The organism is Salmonella sp. 5800 (genome assembly GCF_046558195.1).
Taxonomy (GTDB): Bacteria; Pseudomonadota; Gammaproteobacteria; order Enterobacterales; family Enterobacteriaceae; genus Salmonella; species Salmonella enterica.
The window spans coordinates 47,364-64,481 of record NZ_JBGDOX010000013.1; the positions used below are offsets into that span (position 1 = coordinate 47,364).

A 17,118-nucleotide genomic window follows, 5' to 3' on the forward strand; every position below is an offset into this window, starting at 1 on the left:
AAACTATCCACAACGATCGCCGCCAGGTTTGGCGAAATCGTTATATTGCGGATCGCCCGGATAAATCGAGTGGGCCATTCGATGGCGAAATGACATTTGCCGATAGCGCCGCGCCAGTACGTTATCTCCAAGACCTTCGGCAATATTAGCCAGTTGCTGTAATCGTTCATACTGCATCTTTGCTGGATAAGCTACGGCATCAAGCGTAAAGGCGCGTTCCGCAAAGTCTTTTGCTTGTTCAAGCTGTTGATTATTCTTATAAAGCAGCGAAATACCATACAACACCATGGATACGTCGGACTGCCGACGTTTATATTCTTCCAGCAATGGGAGATAGGGGGAGGTACTGTCCAGGTCGATGTTTTCGGGCAAATAAAAGCGTAATCGTGATATTACCGTCGCCATTGGCGTTAAACGGCTCTGGTAATACGCGATAAGTTTAAGGTAGAGATCTTTCGCTTCCTTATAATGATGGCCCTGTGCATAAAAGCCAGCAAGATTATTGCTGTCAACCGTCATTTCGCCGAATTCGGCGCCATAAAGCGTTTGCTTAATTTTTAGCGCCTGACTTAGCGCATTAATCGCCTCGCTAATATGTCCTGCATTATAAGCAATATCCGCTTTCTGCTGCAAAAAAGAGGCGACGCGCTCACGATTATCCCAGGTTTTATCCCGTAAAATAACGCCCAACCACTGCCGCTCCGTTGCGTCTATCTTCGCCAAATAATAGGCTTTACGCGCACTATCACATTCGACATCCCGCTCTTCCAGCGCATCAGAATAAGCGTCGCGCATCCTGTTTAAGGTATAAACCAATGCCTCCGTCGATGCCTTTTTGTCTTTAAGACGCCACGTTAATGCCTGCTCTTGCCAGGCTATTCGCTGACGGTAATCAACCTTGATCTCGTATCGCCACTGCTCTGTAGATGAATACTCTATATGGCGATCGTCACTGTAAACATTAAAGGCCGCAAGGTGTTCAAACATATCGGCCCGATCGCCCGGATAAGTGCCCGCCGGAAATGTTTTCATGATTGCCCGCGCTCGCAGCAGCATTTGCGGCGTTAATTCAGGTTTACCCAGCCATTGATAAATATCGCTTTGTAATAGCAGGCTACGAACAAGCTGTATTGAGCGTTTGCCATATTGCCGCGAGGCCAGCCTCACCGCATCATCAATAAACGTCATGCAGGTTTCATCGCCGGTCATAAAACATGCTGCAGATTGTTGCTGGCGCTGGGACCAGGAAGGCGGATATTCGGCGCTCCAGGCAGAAAAATTTATGGCGGAAAATATCCCGCCATAAATAATAAAACGCTTCACCACAATGCGTAACATTCGCTACTGGCCGCGCTTCGCCGTCAGCTCCGCGATACGTACAATCACCTGTACCGCTTTTTCCATCCCCTCCAGCGTCACAAACTCATGTTTACCATGATAGTTATATCCGCCGGTAAAGAGATTAGGACACGGCAAGCCCATAAACGACAGTTGCGCCCCGTCTGTACCGCCGCGAATCGGTTTCATCTCCGGCGTAATATGACAGTCGCGCATGGCCTGCTGGGCGATATCGAGAATATGCGGATGCTCAACCACTTTTTCGCGCATATTGTAATAACTGTCTTCAATCACCAGTTCGATATAGCAGTCCGGATGCAGCCCCTTGCCGACTTTTTTGGCAATCTCCATCATTTTGCGTTTACGCGCTTCAAACTGCTTACGGTCGAAATCGCGAATGATGTAGTGCATTTCGGCCCGGTCAACGGTGCCTTTCATGCTGGCCAGATGATAAAACCCTTCGTAACCTTCAGTGGTTTCAGGCGCTTCATCCGCCGGCACTTCCGCGTGAATCCTCGCCGCCAACGACAGCGCATTGACCATCACACCTTTCGCCGTACCAGGATGCACGTTATTGCCGACGATTTTGATATTCACCGAGGCGGCATTGAAGTTTTCAAACTCCAGTTCGCCCACGCCGCCGCCGTCGACCGTATAGGCCCACTGCGCGCCAAATTCCTCAACATCGAAGTGCTTCGCGCCTTTCCCTACCTCTTCGTCAGGCGTAAACGCCACTTTAATGTCGCCGTGGGGAATAGGATTACCTTTCAGCACCGCCAGCGCGGTCATGATCTCCGCAACACCGGCTTTATCGTCCGCGCCCAGCAATGTCTTACCATCGGTAGTAATCAGCGTCTGTCCCAGTAATTGATGCAGTACCGGGAACATCACGGGTGACAACACCTCATCGCCAATCCCTAATGCTATATCGCCGCCGCGATAATTCTCGACAATCTGCGGGTTAACGTTTTTACCGCTGAAATCCGGAGAGGTATCCACATGGGAGATAAAACCAATGGCGGGAATATCCCCCTCAACATTGGCCGGGAGCGTCGCCATCAACGTCCCTTTTTCGCTTAATGTAATGTTAACCAGCCCCATCTCTTCGAGCTGCTGTTTGAGCAAACGTAGTAACTTCCACTGCCCCTCAGTGCTGGGAACCTGCCGAACACCCGACTTTGATTGGGTATCCAGCGATACGTAGTGTAAAAAACGCTCAAGTAGTTTATCCATGCAGTCACCCTCACTTTTCGTGACAACATTATTAATAAGCAAGAAAAGACAAATATTGCGTCAGGTCACTTTTATCCCTGCAAACAAGAATATTTCACTTTGACACGCTTTCTGACTATAAAGCTAAGTCAGTAATTCGCAACAAGGATTGGCGATCACAGTGGTTTGCCGTAGAATGACCGCCCTCATTAAGAGTGATTAAGGTGGTTAACCACAAACCCCGCAGCGGTCAGCCATCCGTTGCGTTTACATGGGACAGAGTAAGAAATTGAATAAACAACCGCGTTCGCTTTCACCGCTGGTGCTTTTGTCGGGAATTAGCAAAAGTTTCGATGGCAAAGAGGTCATTTCACAACTGGATTTGACCATTAACAATGGCGAATTCCTCACGCTGCTTGGCCCTTCCGGCTGCGGTAAAACAACCGTTCTTCGCCTGATTGCCGGCCTGGAAACCGTTGATGCCGGGCATATCATGTTGGATAACCAGGATATCACCCACGTTCCCGCCGAAAATCGTTATGTGAACACCGTATTTCAAAGCTACGCTTTATTTCCGCATATGACGGTGTTTGAAAATGTCGCGTTTGGCTTACGGATGCAAAAAACGCCAGCCGCCGAGATTGCGCCCCGCGTGACCGATGCGCTGCGTATGGTGCAGCTTGAAGAGTTTGCACAACGTAAACCGCACCAGCTTTCCGGCGGACAGCAGCAGCGTGTGGCTATCGCCCGCGCGGTGGTGAATAAACCTCGCCTGTTATTACTGGATGAATCGCTCTCCGCGCTGGACTATAAATTGCGCAAACAAATGCAGAACGAGCTTAAAGCATTACAGCGTAAACTCGGTATCACGTTTGTTTTTGTCACTCACGATCAGGAAGAAGCGCTCACCATGTCCGATCGTATCGTGGTAATGCGTAATGGCGTGATTGAGCAAGACGGCACGCCGCGTGAAATCTATGAAGAGCCAAAAAACCTGTTTGTCGCCGGTTTTATCGGCGAAATTAACCGCTTTGACGCAACCGTCATTGAACGGCTTGATGAACAGCGCGTCCGCGCCAGCGTAGAAGGTCGGGAGTGCAATATATACGTCAATTTCGCTGTCGAACCAGGCCAAAAACTGAACGTCCTGCTGCGACCGGAAGATCTACGCGTCGAAGAGATCAACGATGATAACCACATCGAAGGGCTTATCGGCTACGTGCGCGAGCGCAATTATAAAGGTATGACGCTGGAGTCGGTGGTTGAACTGGAAAATGGCAAAATGGTGATGGTCAGCGAATTCTTCAACGAAGATGATCCTGACTTCGACCATTCACTTGACCAAAAAATGGCCATTAGTTGGGTAGAAAGCTGGGAGGTCGTACTGGCTGATGAAGAACACAAGTAAATTCCAGAATGTAGTGATTGTCACTATCGTCGGTTGGCTTGTGTTGTTTGTTTTTCTGCCCAACCTGATGATCATTGGCACCAGCTTTCTGACCCGTGACGACGCCAGTTTCGTCAAGATGGTCTTTACGCTGGATAACTACGCACGCCTGCTCGATCCGCTCTATTTTGAAGTGCTCCTGCACTCTCTGAATATGGCGCTGATCGCCACCCTCTCCTGCCTGGTGCTGGGCTATCCTTTTGCCTGGTTTCTGGCGAAGTTACCGGAAAAGATACGTCCGTTATTGCTGTTTTTGCTGATTGTTCCTTTCTGGACCAACTCACTGATCCGCATCTATGGGTTGAAAATATTCCTGAGCACTAAAGGTTATCTCAATGAATTCCTGCTGTGGCTGGGCGTGATTGATACGCCGATTCGCATCATGTTCACCCCGAGTGCCGTTATTATCGGCCTGGTTTACATTTTGCTGCCGTTTATGGTCATGCCGCTCTACTCCAGCATTGAGAAGCTCGACAAACCGCTACTGGAGGCCGCACGCGATCTCGGCGCCAGTAAAATGCAAACGTTCATCCGCATCATTATTCCATTAACCATGCCGGGCATTGTCGCCGGTTGCCTGCTCGTGATGCTACCGGCAATGGGCCTGTTCTACGTCTCCGATTTAATGGGGGGCGCGAAAAACCTGCTGATTGGTAACGTCATTAAGGTACAGTTCCTGAATATTCGCGACTGGCCGTTTGGCGCGGCGACCAGCATTACGCTGACCATTGTGATGGGACTCATGCTGTTGATTTACTGGCGGGCTTCCCGCTTATTGAATAAGAAGGTGAGTGATATAAGCGATTAATTGCGCAACGCTAACAAATCCACACGCATCCAGGCATGAAGTTTATTCAAGGGTAAACTTCATGCCTCCGGCATAAAAAACGCATGAAAGAAGTTGCCGCCAGTATTGCAAATCTACAACATCATCCGCGCCAGGCCTTCTTTTACTTTTACCTGTACCGACGCTAGCACAGACAGTAATGCGTTTATACGCGAAGCTCTCAGGTTTTATACTGATTGCCAGTCTCTTTTAAAAATTATATTACATCCGATGCGCCCGCAGTTGAGATAAAAAGGGTCGATTTAATCAATTATGTAGTCATTTTTACTCCAGTATAAGTGAGATTAATATGCCGATTACTATAGGGAATGGTTTTTTAAAAAGTGAAATCCTTACCAACTCCCCAAGGAATACGAAAGAAGCATGGTGGAAAGTTTTATGGGAAAAAATTAAAGACTTCTTTTTTTCTACTGGCAAAGCAAAAGCGGACCGTTGTCTACATGAGATGTTGTTTGCCGATCGCACCCCCACACGAGAGCGGCTTACAGAGATTTTTTTTGAGTTAAAAGAGTTAGCCTGCGCATCACAAAGAGATAGATTTCAGGTTTATAATCCTAATGAAAATGATGACACTATTATTCTTCGCATCATGGATCAAAACGAAGAGAACGAATTGTTACGTATCACTCAAAATACCGATGCCTTTACCTGTGAAGTCATGGGGAATGCTTATTTTTTAATAAAAGATCGCCCCGATATTTTAAAACCGCATCCACAAATGACGGCCATGATTAATACAAGATATAGCGAAATCGTAGATTACCCCCTCCCTTCGACATTATGTCTCAATCCTGCTGGCGCGCCGACATTATCGGTTCCATTAGACAACATAGAGGGGTATTTATATTCTGAATGGAGAAAAGGACATTTAGATGAGTGGAAAACGCAAGAAAAGGTAACCTACCTGGCAGCGAAAATTCAGTCTGGGATTGAAAAGACAACGCGCATTTTACAGCATGCGAATATATCCGAAAGTACTCAGCAAAACGCATTTTTAGAAACAATGACAATGTGTGGCTTAAAACAGCTTGAAATACCACCACCACATACCCACATACCTATTGAAAAAATGGTAGAAGAGGTTTTACTGGCGGATAAGACGTTTCAGGCGTTCCTTGTAACGGATCCCAGCGCCAGTCTAAGCATGTTAGCTGAGATAATCGAAGCCATCTCTGATCAGTTTTTTCACGCCATTTTTAGAATAGACCCCCAGGCTATACAAAAAATGGCGGAAGAACAGTTAACCACGCTACACGTTCGCTCAGAACAACAAAGCGGCTGTTTATGTTGTTTTTTATAAAATCAGACGACGCTTTCTCAGACGTCACGTTCAGGGTTTACTCACGTACTTCATGTTTGCCTACAGAGTAACCTCTTGCCTGGCGCAATAATGCCGCATCTGACCGGATCGGATGAGAATAGTCATTTAAATGGCCTTTTTTTCCCGCTCGTCTGGCAATTTGTTGTAAAATTCGCGGCTTCAAGCGGCAGCTTGCTTCTTCCTGGCTGCTGATAACCGCGAGACGTTTTGGAGAGATTTTGGAGAAGAGAAAAAATTGATCATTTTCAATACTCTAAAAGCACCCCATCCTCTGAATAAGAAGGTGGAACTTGAATGATCGGTCGGCTGCTCCGTGGCGGTTTCATGACTGCCATCTATGCGTATCTGTATATTCCTATCATTATTCTGATTGTGAACTCCTTCAACAGTTCGCGGTTCGGCATTAACTGGCAGGGCTTTACCACTAAATGGTACGAACTACTGGTCAATAACGACAGTCTGTTGCAGGCCGCTCAACATTCACTGACGATGGCGATTTTCTCAGCGACCTTCGCTACGTTGATTGGCTCGTTAACCGCGGTGGCGCTTTATCGCTACCGCTTTCGCGGGAAGCCATTCGTCAGCGGGATGCTGTTTGTAGTAATGATGTCGCCGGATATTGTGATGGCGATCTCCCTGCTGGTGCTGTTTATGTTACTCGGCATTCAACTGGGGTTTTGGTCGTTGCTGTTCTCGCACATCACCTTTAGCCTGCCGTTTGTGGTCGTCACGGTCTATTCGCGCCTGAAAGGCTTTGATGTCAGAATGCTGGAAGCCGCAAAAGACCTGGGGGCCAGTGAGGTAACGATTTTACGCAAAATCATTCTGCCGCTGGCGATGCCGGCGGTGGCGGCGGGCTGGTTGCTGAGCTTTACGTTGTCGATGGACGATGTCGTGGTCTCGTCGTTTGTCACCGGGCCGGGCTATGAAATTTTACCCTTAAAGATTTATTCCATGGTAAAAGTCGGCGTTTCACCAGAAGTGAACGCGCTGGCGACCGTTTTATTGGTGCTGTCTCTGGTAATGGTCATTGCCAGCCAGCTTATTGCTCGTGATAAAACCAAGGGCCGATAAGGCCCGTAATTCAGGGGACGTTAAATGAAAAAATGGTCACGCCACCTGCTCGCGGCGGGCGCCCTGGCGCTGGGTATGAGTGCCGCTCATGCCTCCGACAACGACACGCTCTATTTCTATAACTGGACTGAGTATGTGCCGCCGGGCCTGCTGGAACAGTTCACTAAAGAGACAGGCATTAAGGTGATTTATTCGACCTACGAGTCGAACGAAACCATGTATGCCAAACTCAAAACCTATAAAGATGGCGCGTATGACCTGGTTGTTCCTTCTACATACTATGTCGACAAAATGCGCAAAGAAGGCATGATCCAGAAGATCGATAAGTCGAAATTAACCAATTTCCACAACCTCGATCCGGAAATGCTCAACAAACCGTTTGACCCCAACAACGATTATTCTGTCCCGTATATCTGGGGCGCAACGGCGATTGGCGTGAACAGCGATGCTATCGATCCAAAAACCATTACCAGCTGGGCTGACTTGTGGAAACCGGAATATAAAAACAGCCTGCTTTTAACCGACGATGCGCGAGAAGTCTTCCAGATGGCGCTGCGCAAGCTAGGTTATTCCGGTAACACTACCGATCCGAAAGAGATCGAAGCGGCATATGAAGAGTTGAAAAAACTGATGCCGAACGTAGCGGCCTTCAACTCCGATAATCCGGCGAATCCGTATATGGAAGGGGAAGTCAACCTGGGGATGGTGTGGAACGGTTCGGCCTTCGTTGCTCGTCAGGCTGGCACGCCGCTGGAGGTCGTCTGGCCGAAGGAAGGCGGTATTTTCTGGATGGATAGCCTGGCTATTCCGGCGAACGCGAAAAATAAAGAGGGCGCGCTGAAGCTAATCAACTTCCTGCTGCGTCCTGACGTCGCGAAAGAGGTGGCAGAAACCATCGGCTACCCTACCCCCAACCTGGCGGCGCGTAAGCTGTTAAGCCCGGAGGTCGCCAATGATAAGTCGCTCTATCCGGATGCGCAAACCATCAGCAAAGGCGAGTGGCAAAACGATGTCGGCGACGCCAGCGCCATTTATGAAGAGTATTATCAGAAGCTAAAAGCAGGACGCTAATTCAGCCAAAGCGCCTGTCGGGCCTACAGATGAACGTAACGTGAAATGTAGGCCGGATAAGGCGTTACCGGGCAAACAGCACTACAGCCCTTTCAGGAATTTATCAACAAATTCCGGCACAACCTGGCTTGCCGGGCCGTAGTGCTTCTCTTCAAACTCGCTGCCGACCTGGCTTGGCTCAAGATTCAGTTCCACCGTATGTGCGCCGTGCAGTTTTGCTTCATGCACAAAACCCGCAGCCGGATAGACATGACCGGATGTGCCAATGGCGATAAAAATATCCGCCATCGACAGCGCCATATAAATTTCATCCATGCCAAGCGGCATCTCGCCAAACCACACCACGTGCGGACGTAGCGGCGCCGGGAACTGGCAGCAGTGACATTTATCTTCCGGCATCACATCGCCGTTCCATTCCAGAATTTGGCCGCTTTGCGAACAGCGCACCTTCAACAGCTCGCCATGCATATGAATGATGTTGCGGTTGCCCGCGCGTTCATGCAAATTGTCGATGTTTTGCGTCACCAGCAAAAAGCGATCGCCAAGCGCTTCTTCAAGCTTCGCTAACGCCAGATGCGCCGCATTGGGTTGTATTTCCGGCTGTTGAAGCTGCTGACGGCGGGCATTATAAAATGTCTGCACCAGCCCCGGATTACGGGCGAATCCTTCCGGCGTTGCCACGTCTTCAACCCGATGCTCTTCCCAAAGGCCATCCGCCGCGCGAAACGTACGAATACCAGACTCTGCAGAAATTCCTGCACCTGTAAGGACTAATACTCTTGGGTTTTCCATCATTTCCGGCACCACTCTGTCTCTGAAAAAGATCCGCTGGCGCAGACGTTCACGCAACAGACGTTTATTTTTACGAAAGCGGCTTAATCGATGAAACCGACGCGACTGCATAACAACCTCTTTTTTTGATTAGTCGGTAAGATGTAAAAAAGCAGCACCGCGCATCCCACCTGCATCCCCATGCCGCGCACGCTCAATGCGCGGCGCGCGGGCAACAGGGAGGAGATGGCGCGGCAGTCTTTCCGCCAGTTGCGTTGTTATTGCCGTAAAGTTCGATAGTCCGCCGCCGATCACCAATAAATCGGGATCGACAATCGTCAGTATATTCCCTAGACAAACCGCCAGTAAATCCAGATAGCGCTCAACATGCGCGTGTGCCCGCTCATCGCCTTGCTCCCACAACGCGATAATCTCCGGCGCCTGCAGCGATTGATCATAATAATGCTGATATAGCCACGCAAACCCGCGCCCGGACAGATAATTCTCAATGCAGCCCATCTGGCCGCATCCACAACGGCGGAGAGGAAAATCAAACCCCATCAACGTTAGCGCGTCAACCGGCAAACGCATATGGCCAAACTCGCCGGTGATATAGCTCTGACCGGTAATCGGCTTCCCGTTTAGCACCAGGCCACCGCCGACGCCGGTGCCGAGGATAAGCCCCATAACCAAAGGATATTGCGTGAATTCATCATCCCAGGCTTCGGACAAGGCAAAACAGTTAGCATCATTGTCCAGACGCACATCGCGATCCAGTCGGGCGCTGAGATCGGCGCGCAACGGCTTACCGCTGGCTGCCGGGACATTCGCGGCGTACAGCGTGCCGTCTTCAGTTTCCGGCATACCGGGTATGCCAATCCCTACCGACCCTTTTACGCCAAATCGCTGGTCGGCTTCCGCGACCAGTTCGCACACGGCGTCTAAAAAGGCGCTATAGCTGGTATGGGGCGTGGGAACCCGTTTTTCCCACTGCAGCCGCCGCGTTGAGTCAAATACGCCTAACGCAATCTTTGTTCCGCCAATGTCAAACCCGTAATACATCACCGCTCCTTGTTTTTATATTCCGCGATTACTGGCCGCTCAATACTCGCGCAGGGTCAATGTTGCTCGCCCGCCGCGCCGGATACCAGCTCGCCAGTAAGCTTAACAACAACGCCGTGACCAGTACGTAAACAACGTCCAGCCAATGTAATTCGGATGGCAGGAAGTCGATAAAATAGATATCGCCGGACAAAAACTGATGCCCGATCTCCTTTTCAATCCCATTAATAATGGCGGTAAGCTGAAGCGAAACGACAACGCCGATCGCCACGCCAATCAAGCTGCCCAGCAAGCCCGCCAGTAGTCCGTACCAGACGAAAATGGCACGAATCAAACCATCTTTCGCCCCCAGCGTTCTTAATACCGCAATGTCGCCGCTTTTGTCTTTTACCGCCATCACTAAGGTGGAAACGATATTAAAACAGGCCACGCCGATCACCAGAATCATCGCCAGATACATAATGGCGCGAATCATCTGGATATCGCGATACATATAGCCGTAGGTGCCGATCCAGCTCTTAATGTAGACATAGCTGTTAGTCACTTCACCCGCATCACGCACCAGTTTGTTCGCATTAAACACGTCGTGGACTTTAAGCGCGATACCGGAAACGCTGGACCCCATATCCAGATACTGCTGCGCATCCTCAAGCGGGATCATGGCGAAGCTGTGATCGAGCTGGCCGCTCAGTTGCAGAATCCCGATGACATGCAAACGCACGCGTTTGGGCTGGAGCAGCTTATGGTCGGCATTCGCATTGGGGATCATGATGGACACCCAGTCGCCCTGTTTCACGTTCAGCGCATCGGCGACGCCTTTACCGATAATGATCTGCTGCTCGCCCGCTTTGAAATGATCCCAGGCGTGATTTTGCACAAATGACGGTAACGCGCTAAGCTGCTGCTCTTGCTTAGGGTCGACGCCTTTAACCTGAATGGCGCGCAAATTCGCCCCGCTCTCTACCAGGCCGGTAAAATTGATATACGGCGCGGCGGCGGCAATGCCCGGCACCTTCTGCACTTTTGCCAGCGCTTCACGCCAGTTGGTCCACGGCTGATTGACCGCTTCAATCTCCCCGTGCGGAACCACCGCCAGAATACGGTTATTCAACTCGCGTTCGAAACCGTTCATCGCGCTTAAACCGACAATCAATACCGCCACGCCCAGCGCGATACCGATGGTAGAAATGACGGAAATGAGCGAAACCATACCGCCGCGCCGCCGTCCACGGCTGAAACGCAAGCCAATTAACAATGATAAAGGCGACGCCATTACTCCGCCCCCATCAGGCTCAGTTCCGCCGTCAGGCGGCCATCGCGCATCTCAAGCTGGCGGCTCATACGTTTCGCCAGTTGCAAATCGTGAGTCACCACCAGAAACGCGGTTCCCTGCAGACGATTTAACTCGCCCAGAAGCTCAAAAATACTGTCGGCATTACGCGCATCCAGATTACCGGTCGGCTCATCCGCCAGTACCAGACGCGGGTTATTCACCAACGCGCGCGCTATCGCGACACGCTGGCGCTCACCGCCGGAAAGTTCCGAAGGTCGATGGGTTGCGCGATGCTCCAGCCCTACGGCGTGCAGCATTTCTCGCGCCCGAGCATCAATCTCCGCCGGTTTCTTTTTGCCAATCAATAATGGCATCGCCACGTTTTCCAGCGCCGTAAAATCCGGCAGGAGATGATGAAACTGATAGATAAACCCCAGTTTCTGGTTACGTAATTCCGCTTTTGCCGCAGAAGAGAGTTTGCTCATCGGCTGGCCGCTAAAAATCACATCGCCAGAGGTAGGCGTATCCAGCCCGCCTAACAGATGCAGCAACGTACTTTTACCCGAACCGGAACTGCCGACGATCGCCATCATTTCGCCTTCGCCGATACTGAAGCTGACATCGTGCAACACGTCGGTTTGTACGGTGCCTTCCTGATAGCGTTTGCACAGGTTGTCGCATTGCAACAGGATCTTATTCATAACGTAAAGCCTCAGCGGGTTGAGTGGCGGCAGCGCGCCAGGAAGGATAAAGCGTAGAAAGCAGCGCAATGACCATTGCCACCAGCGCGATAACGATCACCTGTAACGGCTCTATCGCCACGGGCAACGCAGCGCCATCCAGAAACGCGCCGATGATCGGCATCAGGTTATTCAGTTGGCTGGCAAGCAATGCGCCCAGCGCGGCGCCCAACAGCGCGCCGATAATCCCGGCGCTGGCGCCCTGCACCATAAAGACCATCATAATTTGTCGCGGCGTCAGCCCTTGAGTTTGTAAAATCGCCACTTCGCCCTGCTTCTCCATGACCATCAGACCCAACGAAGTAATAATGTTAAAAGCCGCGACCGCCACGATGAGGCTCAGCAACAATCCCATCATGTTCTTTTCCATGCGCACAGCCTGGAACAACTCGCCTTTACGTTCGCGCCAGTCCTGCCACTTAGTGCCTTGCGGCAGCGGCTGTTGGCTGAGGGTATCGACTTGCAGCGGTTCATCCAGCCACAAACGCCAGCCGGTAATATTGCCTGCCGGATAGCGCATTAAACGCGACGCGTCCTGAATATTGACCAGCATTTCATAGCCATCGACCTCGCTATTGGCGGCAAATGTGCCAATCACCGTAAACAGACGCTGGCTGGGCAGACGTCCCATTGGCGTAAACTGGCTGGCAGATGGCACCATTAGCCGAATCTGATCGCCGCGGTTGACCCCTAACTGTCCGGCGAGCTGCTCGCCGAGGATGACATTATACTTACCCGGCTGTAATTCGCTTTGCTTCACATTGACCAGATACGGCGTTAACGGATCTTTTTGCGCCGGATCGATACCCAACATCACGCCAACCGCAACGCTACGCGCGCTTTGCAGTACGACATCGCCCGTCGTCAGCGGCGCAATACGGTTAACGCCTTGCAGATTCACCGCTTTTTCCGGCATCTGATTCGGGTTAAGAGAACCATGTTCAGCAGAAAGGATGGCCTGAGGCATCAAACCAAGAATGTTATTTTGCAGTTCGCGCTCAAAACCGTTCATCACCGACAATACCGTGACCAGCGCCATCACCCCCAGGGTAATGCCGATAGTGGAAAGCCAGGAAACGAAGCGACCGAAGCGATCTGCTGCACGCCCGCGCATGTAACGCAGGCCGATGAATAGAGCGACAGGTTGATACATGTAATCCGTCTGGTTGCTGTTAGCAAAGTCCCGAGTATATAAGCGAAAGCGGAATGCGTAAATGTCTGAACCGTAAGAGTTCGTCAGCGCTATTCTGAAAAAGGCCGACAAATCAAGTCACTTACATGTTCATACTTTACCTGTTCGACGTGTTATCCGGCGGATTCAATTTGCTAATAAACAACGATCGCGGATAATAAAGAACATTGCTTATCAGTCATATGCCCCTGAATACCTGAGTCCTTCATGCTGTCCTGGCGCACAGCCAACCATGAAGCAGCCTGAAGGGTGACGCGTAGAGTGCGGCGTAAAACAAAAAGAGATACTGACAACCGTTATGCCTGAAAAACAACGTTACACGCTGCCGACAAAAGCGGGCGATCAGCGCCAGTTGGGCGAACTTACCGGTGCCGCCTGCGCTACGCTGGTGGCGGAGATAGCTGAACGCCATGCCGGTCCGGTGGTACTCATAGCGCCTGACATGCAAAATGCTCTGCGATTGCATGATGAAATCCGCCAGTTTACCGATCAGATGGTCATGAACCTGGCGGACTGGGAAACGCTACCGTATGACAGCTTCTCCCCGCATCAGGAAATTATCTCTTCGCGTCTGTCCACGCTCTACCAGTTGCCGTCGATGCAGCGCGGCGTCTTGATTGTACCGGTAAACACCCTGATGCAGCGCGTTTGTCCGCATAGCTATCTGCATGGTCATGCGCTGGTGATGAAAAAAGGCCAGCGGCTGTCCCGCGACGCTCTGCGCGCGCAGCTTGACAGCGCCGGTTATCGGCATGTCGATCAGGTGATGGAGCATGGCGAATACGCGACGCGCGGCGCGCTGTTGGATCTCTTTCCGATGGGCAGCGAACAGCCTTATCGCCTCGACTTTTTTGATGATGAAATCGACAGCCTGCGTCTGTTTGACGCGGATACCCAACGTACGCTGGAGGAGGTCGAGGCCATCAATTTGTTGCCCGCGCACGAATTTCCTACCGACAAAGCCGCTATTGAGCTTTTCCGTAGCCAGTGGCGCGATACCTTTGAGGTAAAACGCGACGCCGAGCACATCTATCAGCAGGTCAGCAAAGGCACCCTGCCCGCCGGGATCGAATACTGGCAGCCGCTCTTTTTCAGCGAACCGTTACCGCCATTATTTAGCTATTTCCCCGCCAATACTCTGGTGGTGAATACTGGCTCGCTGGAAACCAGCGCCGAACGCTTTCAGGCCGATACGCTGGCGCGTTTTGAAAATCGCGGCGTCGATCCTATGCGCCCGCTTTTGCCGCCGGAAGCCCTCTGGCTACGGGTAGATGAGCTCTTTTCCGAGCTTAAACGCTGGCCTCGCCTCCAGCTTAAAACCGACCATCTGCCGGAAAAAGCCGCCAATACCAATCTTGGTTTCCAGAAATTACCGGATTTGGCTATCCAGGCGCAGCAGAAAGCGCCGCTGGACGCGCTGCGTAAATTCCTCGAATCTTTCAGCGGTCCGGTGATTTTTTCGGTGGAAAGCGAAGGACGCCGCGAAGCGCTGGGAGAGCTCCTGGCTCGCATAAAAATCGCGCCGAAGCGAATATTACGCCTGGACGAGGCGCAGGATGCGGGACGCTATCTGATGATTGGCGCCGCAGAACATGGCTTTATCGACACCCAACGCAATCTGGCGCTGATTTGTGAAAGCGATCTTCTGGGTGAGCGGGTGGCGCGTCGCCGCCTGGATTCCCGTCGTACGATCAACCCGGATACGTTGATTCGTAACCTGGCGGAGCTCCACGTCGGTCAACCGGTAGTGCATCTGGAGCACGGCGTCGGACGCTATGCCGGCATGACCACGCTGGAGGCTGGAGGCATCAAGGGTGAGTATCTGATGCTCACCTACGCCAATGACGCCAAACTGTATGTGCCGGTTTCCTCATTGCATCTGATTAGCCGCTATGCCGGCGGCGCGGAAGAAAGTGCGCCGCTGCATAAACTGGGCGGCGACGCCTGGTCGCGCGCCCGGCAGAAAGCGGCGGAAAAAGTGCGCGATGTCGCAGCGGAACTGTTGGATATTTATGCGCAACGGGCGGCAAAAGAGGGTTTTGCCTTTAAGCATGATCGTGAGCAGTATCAGTTATTCTGCGACAGCTTCCCGTTTGAAACGACGCCCGATCAGGCACAGGCGATTAACGCCGTATTGAGCGATATGTGCCAACCGCTGGCGATGGACAGGCTGGTGTGCGGCGACGTCGGCTTCGGCAAAACCGAAGTGGCGATGCGCGCCGCGTTCCTGGCGGTGGAAAACCATAAACAGGTGGCGGTACTGGTGCCGACTACGCTGCTGGCGCAGCAACACTATGACAACTTCCGCGACCGTTTCGCCAACTGGCCGGTACGCATTGAGATGCTGTCTCGCTTTCGCAGTGCCAAAGAGCAGACGCAAATCCTGGCGGAAGCCGCCGAGGGTAAGATCGATATTCTGATCGGTACGCATAAACTGCTACAAAGCGATGTGAAGCTGCGCGACCTCGGCCTGCTGATTGTCGATGAAGAGCACCGTTTCGGCGTGCGCCACAAAGAGCGAATTAAGGCGATGCGCGCCGATGTCGATATTCTGACGCTCACGGCGACGCCGATCCCGCGGACGCTGAATATGGCGATGAGCGGTATGCGCGATCTCTCCATTATCGCCACCCCCCCTGCCCGTCGTCTGGCGGTAAAAACCTTTGTCCGCGAGTATGATAGCCTGGTAGTAAGGGAAGCGATTCTGCGTGAAATCCTGCGCGGCGGTCAGGTTTACTATTTGTACAATGACGTCGAAAATATTCAGAAAGCCGCAGAGCGGCTGGCGGAACTGGTGCCGGAAGCGCGAATCGCTATAGGCCACGGGCAGATGCGCGAACGTGAGCTGGAACGGGTCATGAACGATTTCCACCATCAACGTTTTAACGTGCTGGTGTGTACTACCATTATCGAAACGGGGATCGACATTCCCACCGCTAATACGATCATCATTGAACGCGCGGATCATTTCGGCCTCGCGCAGTTGCACCAGCTGCGTGGCCGCGTTGGGCGCTCGCACCACCAGGCCTACGCCTGGCTGTTGACGCCACATCCTAAGGCCATGACCACCGATGCGCAAAAACGGCTGGAGGCGATTGCGTCGCTGGAGGATTTAGGCGCCGGGTTTGCGCTGGCGACCCACGATCTGGAGATCCGCGGCGCGGGCGAACTGCTTGGCGAAGAGCAAAGCGGCTCAATGGAAACCATTGGCTTCTCACTCTACATGGAACTGCTGGAAAACGCCGTTGATGCGCTGAAAGCAGGCCGCGAACCCTCGCTGGAAGATCTCACCAGTCAGCAAACGGAAGTCGAGCTGCGAATGCCGTCGTTACTGCCGGATGATTTTATTCCGGATGTTAATACCCGGCTGTCATTATATAAACGCATTGCCAGCGCGAAGAACGAAAACGAGCTGGAGGAGATCAAAGTGGAATTGATCGACCGCTTCGGCCTGCTGCCCGATCCGGCGCGTAATCTGCTGGATATCGCCCGCCTGCGCCAACAGGCGCAAAAGCTCGGCATCCGAAAACTGGAGGGTAACGAGAAAGGCGGAACGATTGAGTTCGCCGAGAAAAACCACGTTGACCCCGCCTGGCTTATCGGGTTGCTGCAAAAACAGCCGCAGCATTTCCGTCTGGATGGTCCGACGCGCCTCAAGTTTATTCAGGATTTAAGCGAACGTAAAACGCGTATAGACTGGGTACGCCAGTTCATGCAGCAACTGGAAGAAAACGCTATTGCATAAGCGTCAGGCCGGGCGTCATTACTCT

The 17,118-nt window shown here is 51.9% G+C and carries 13 protein-coding genes; 6 read left to right on the forward strand and 7 right to left on the reverse strand.

The window, feature by feature from the left end:
* Positions 1-3 precede the first annotated feature (3 nt).
* Both ACLJZ5_RS19885 and pepT read right to left on the reverse strand, forming a co-directional pair.
* Positions 4-1,338 carry a hypothetical protein gene (locus ACLJZ5_RS19885; protein WP_024797579.1) on the reverse strand — a complete coding sequence of 445 codons (1,335 nt, stop codon included), beginning with the start codon at positions 1,336-1,338 and terminating at the stop codon, positions 4-6.
* 3 nt (positions 1,339-1,341) lie between these two features.
* Positions 1,342-2,571, reverse strand: coding sequence for a peptidase T (gene pepT / locus ACLJZ5_RS19890; protein WP_000359412.1), 1,230 nt, complete (start codon positions 2,569-2,571; stop codon positions 1,342-1,344).
* A 250-nt stretch (positions 2,572-2,821) separates the two neighbouring features.
* On the opposite strand from pepT, the gene potA reads away from it, so the two are divergent.
* The 5 genes from potA to potD all read left to right on the forward strand — a co-directional run bounded on the left by potA (position 2,822) and on the right by potD (position 8,310).
* Positions 2,822-3,958 carry a spermidine/putrescine ABC transporter ATP-binding protein PotA gene (gene potA, locus ACLJZ5_RS19895; protein WP_000531582.1) on the forward strand — a complete coding sequence of 379 codons (1,137 nt, stop codon included), beginning with the start codon at positions 2,822-2,824 and terminating at the stop codon, positions 3,956-3,958.
* On the forward strand, positions 3,942-4,805 hold the full coding sequence (gene potB / locus ACLJZ5_RS19900; protein ID WP_000799391.1) for a spermidine/putrescine ABC transporter permease PotB: 864 nt from the start codon (positions 3,942-3,944) through the stop codon (positions 4,803-4,805). The genes potA and potB overlap by 17 nt, the downstream gene beginning before the upstream one ends.
* A 328-nt stretch (positions 4,806-5,133) precedes the next feature.
* The gene (gene sifA, locus ACLJZ5_RS19905; protein ID WP_024797580.1) at positions 5,134-6,144 is read left to right on the forward strand and encodes an SPI-2 type III secretion system effector SifA; all 1,011 of its coding nucleotides are present in this window, start codon (positions 5,134-5,136) and stop codon (positions 6,142-6,144) included.
* A gap of 315 nt (positions 6,145-6,459) precedes the next feature.
* Positions 6,460-7,239 carry a spermidine/putrescine ABC transporter permease PotC gene (gene potC / locus ACLJZ5_RS19910; RefSeq protein ID WP_000580299.1) on the forward strand — a complete coding sequence of 260 codons (780 nt, stop codon included), beginning with the start codon at positions 6,460-6,462 and terminating at the stop codon, positions 7,237-7,239.
* A 24-nt stretch (positions 7,240-7,263) separates the two neighbouring features.
* Positions 7,264-8,310, forward strand: a complete 1,047-nt coding sequence (gene potD / locus ACLJZ5_RS19915) for a spermidine/putrescine ABC transporter substrate-binding protein PotD (RefSeq protein WP_000759329.1) — start codon at positions 7,264-7,266, stop codon at positions 8,308-8,310.
* 81 nt (positions 8,311-8,391) lie between these two features.
* Here the strand turns inward: potD and cobB are convergent, their stop codons facing one another.
* Genes cobB through lolC form a run of 5 tightly spaced genes read right to left on the reverse strand, consistent with a single transcriptional unit; the run spans position 8,392 to position 13,309 of the window.
* Entirely contained in the window at positions 8,392-9,213 is an 822-nt protein-coding gene (cobB, locus tag ACLJZ5_RS19920; RefSeq protein WP_001191856.1) for a Sir2 family NAD+-dependent deacetylase, read from the reverse strand.
* Positions 9,214-9,231: 18 nt separating this feature from the next.
* On the reverse strand, positions 9,232-10,143 hold the full coding sequence (nagK, locus tag ACLJZ5_RS19925; protein WP_023182050.1) for an N-acetylglucosamine kinase: 912 nt from the start codon (positions 10,141-10,143) through the stop codon (positions 9,232-9,234).
* A 28-nt stretch (positions 10,144-10,171) separates the two neighbouring features.
* Positions 10,172-11,416: a lipoprotein-releasing ABC transporter permease subunit LolE gene (gene lolE / locus ACLJZ5_RS19930; RefSeq protein WP_000168092.1), complete on the reverse strand. Its 1,245-nt coding sequence runs from the start codon at positions 11,414-11,416 to the stop codon at positions 10,172-10,174.
* On the reverse strand, positions 11,416-12,117 hold the full coding sequence (gene lolD / locus ACLJZ5_RS19935; protein ID WP_001033714.1) for a lipoprotein-releasing ABC transporter ATP-binding protein LolD: 702 nt from the start codon (positions 12,115-12,117) through the stop codon (positions 11,416-11,418). The genes lolE and lolD overlap by 1 nt, the downstream gene beginning before the upstream one ends.
* Positions 12,110-13,309, reverse strand: a complete 1,200-nt coding sequence (gene lolC, locus ACLJZ5_RS19940) for a lipoprotein-releasing ABC transporter permease subunit LolC (RefSeq protein WP_024797581.1) — start codon at positions 13,307-13,309, stop codon at positions 12,110-12,112. The genes lolD and lolC overlap by 8 nt, the downstream gene beginning before the upstream one ends.
* A 337-nt stretch (positions 13,310-13,646) precedes the next feature.
* On the opposite strand from lolC, the gene mfd reads away from it, so the two are divergent.
* Positions 13,647-17,093, forward strand: a complete 3,447-nt coding sequence (mfd, locus tag ACLJZ5_RS19945) for a transcription-repair coupling factor (protein WP_024797582.1) — start codon at positions 13,647-13,649, stop codon at positions 17,091-17,093.
* The last annotated feature ends 25 nt before the right edge of the window (positions 17,094-17,118 follow it).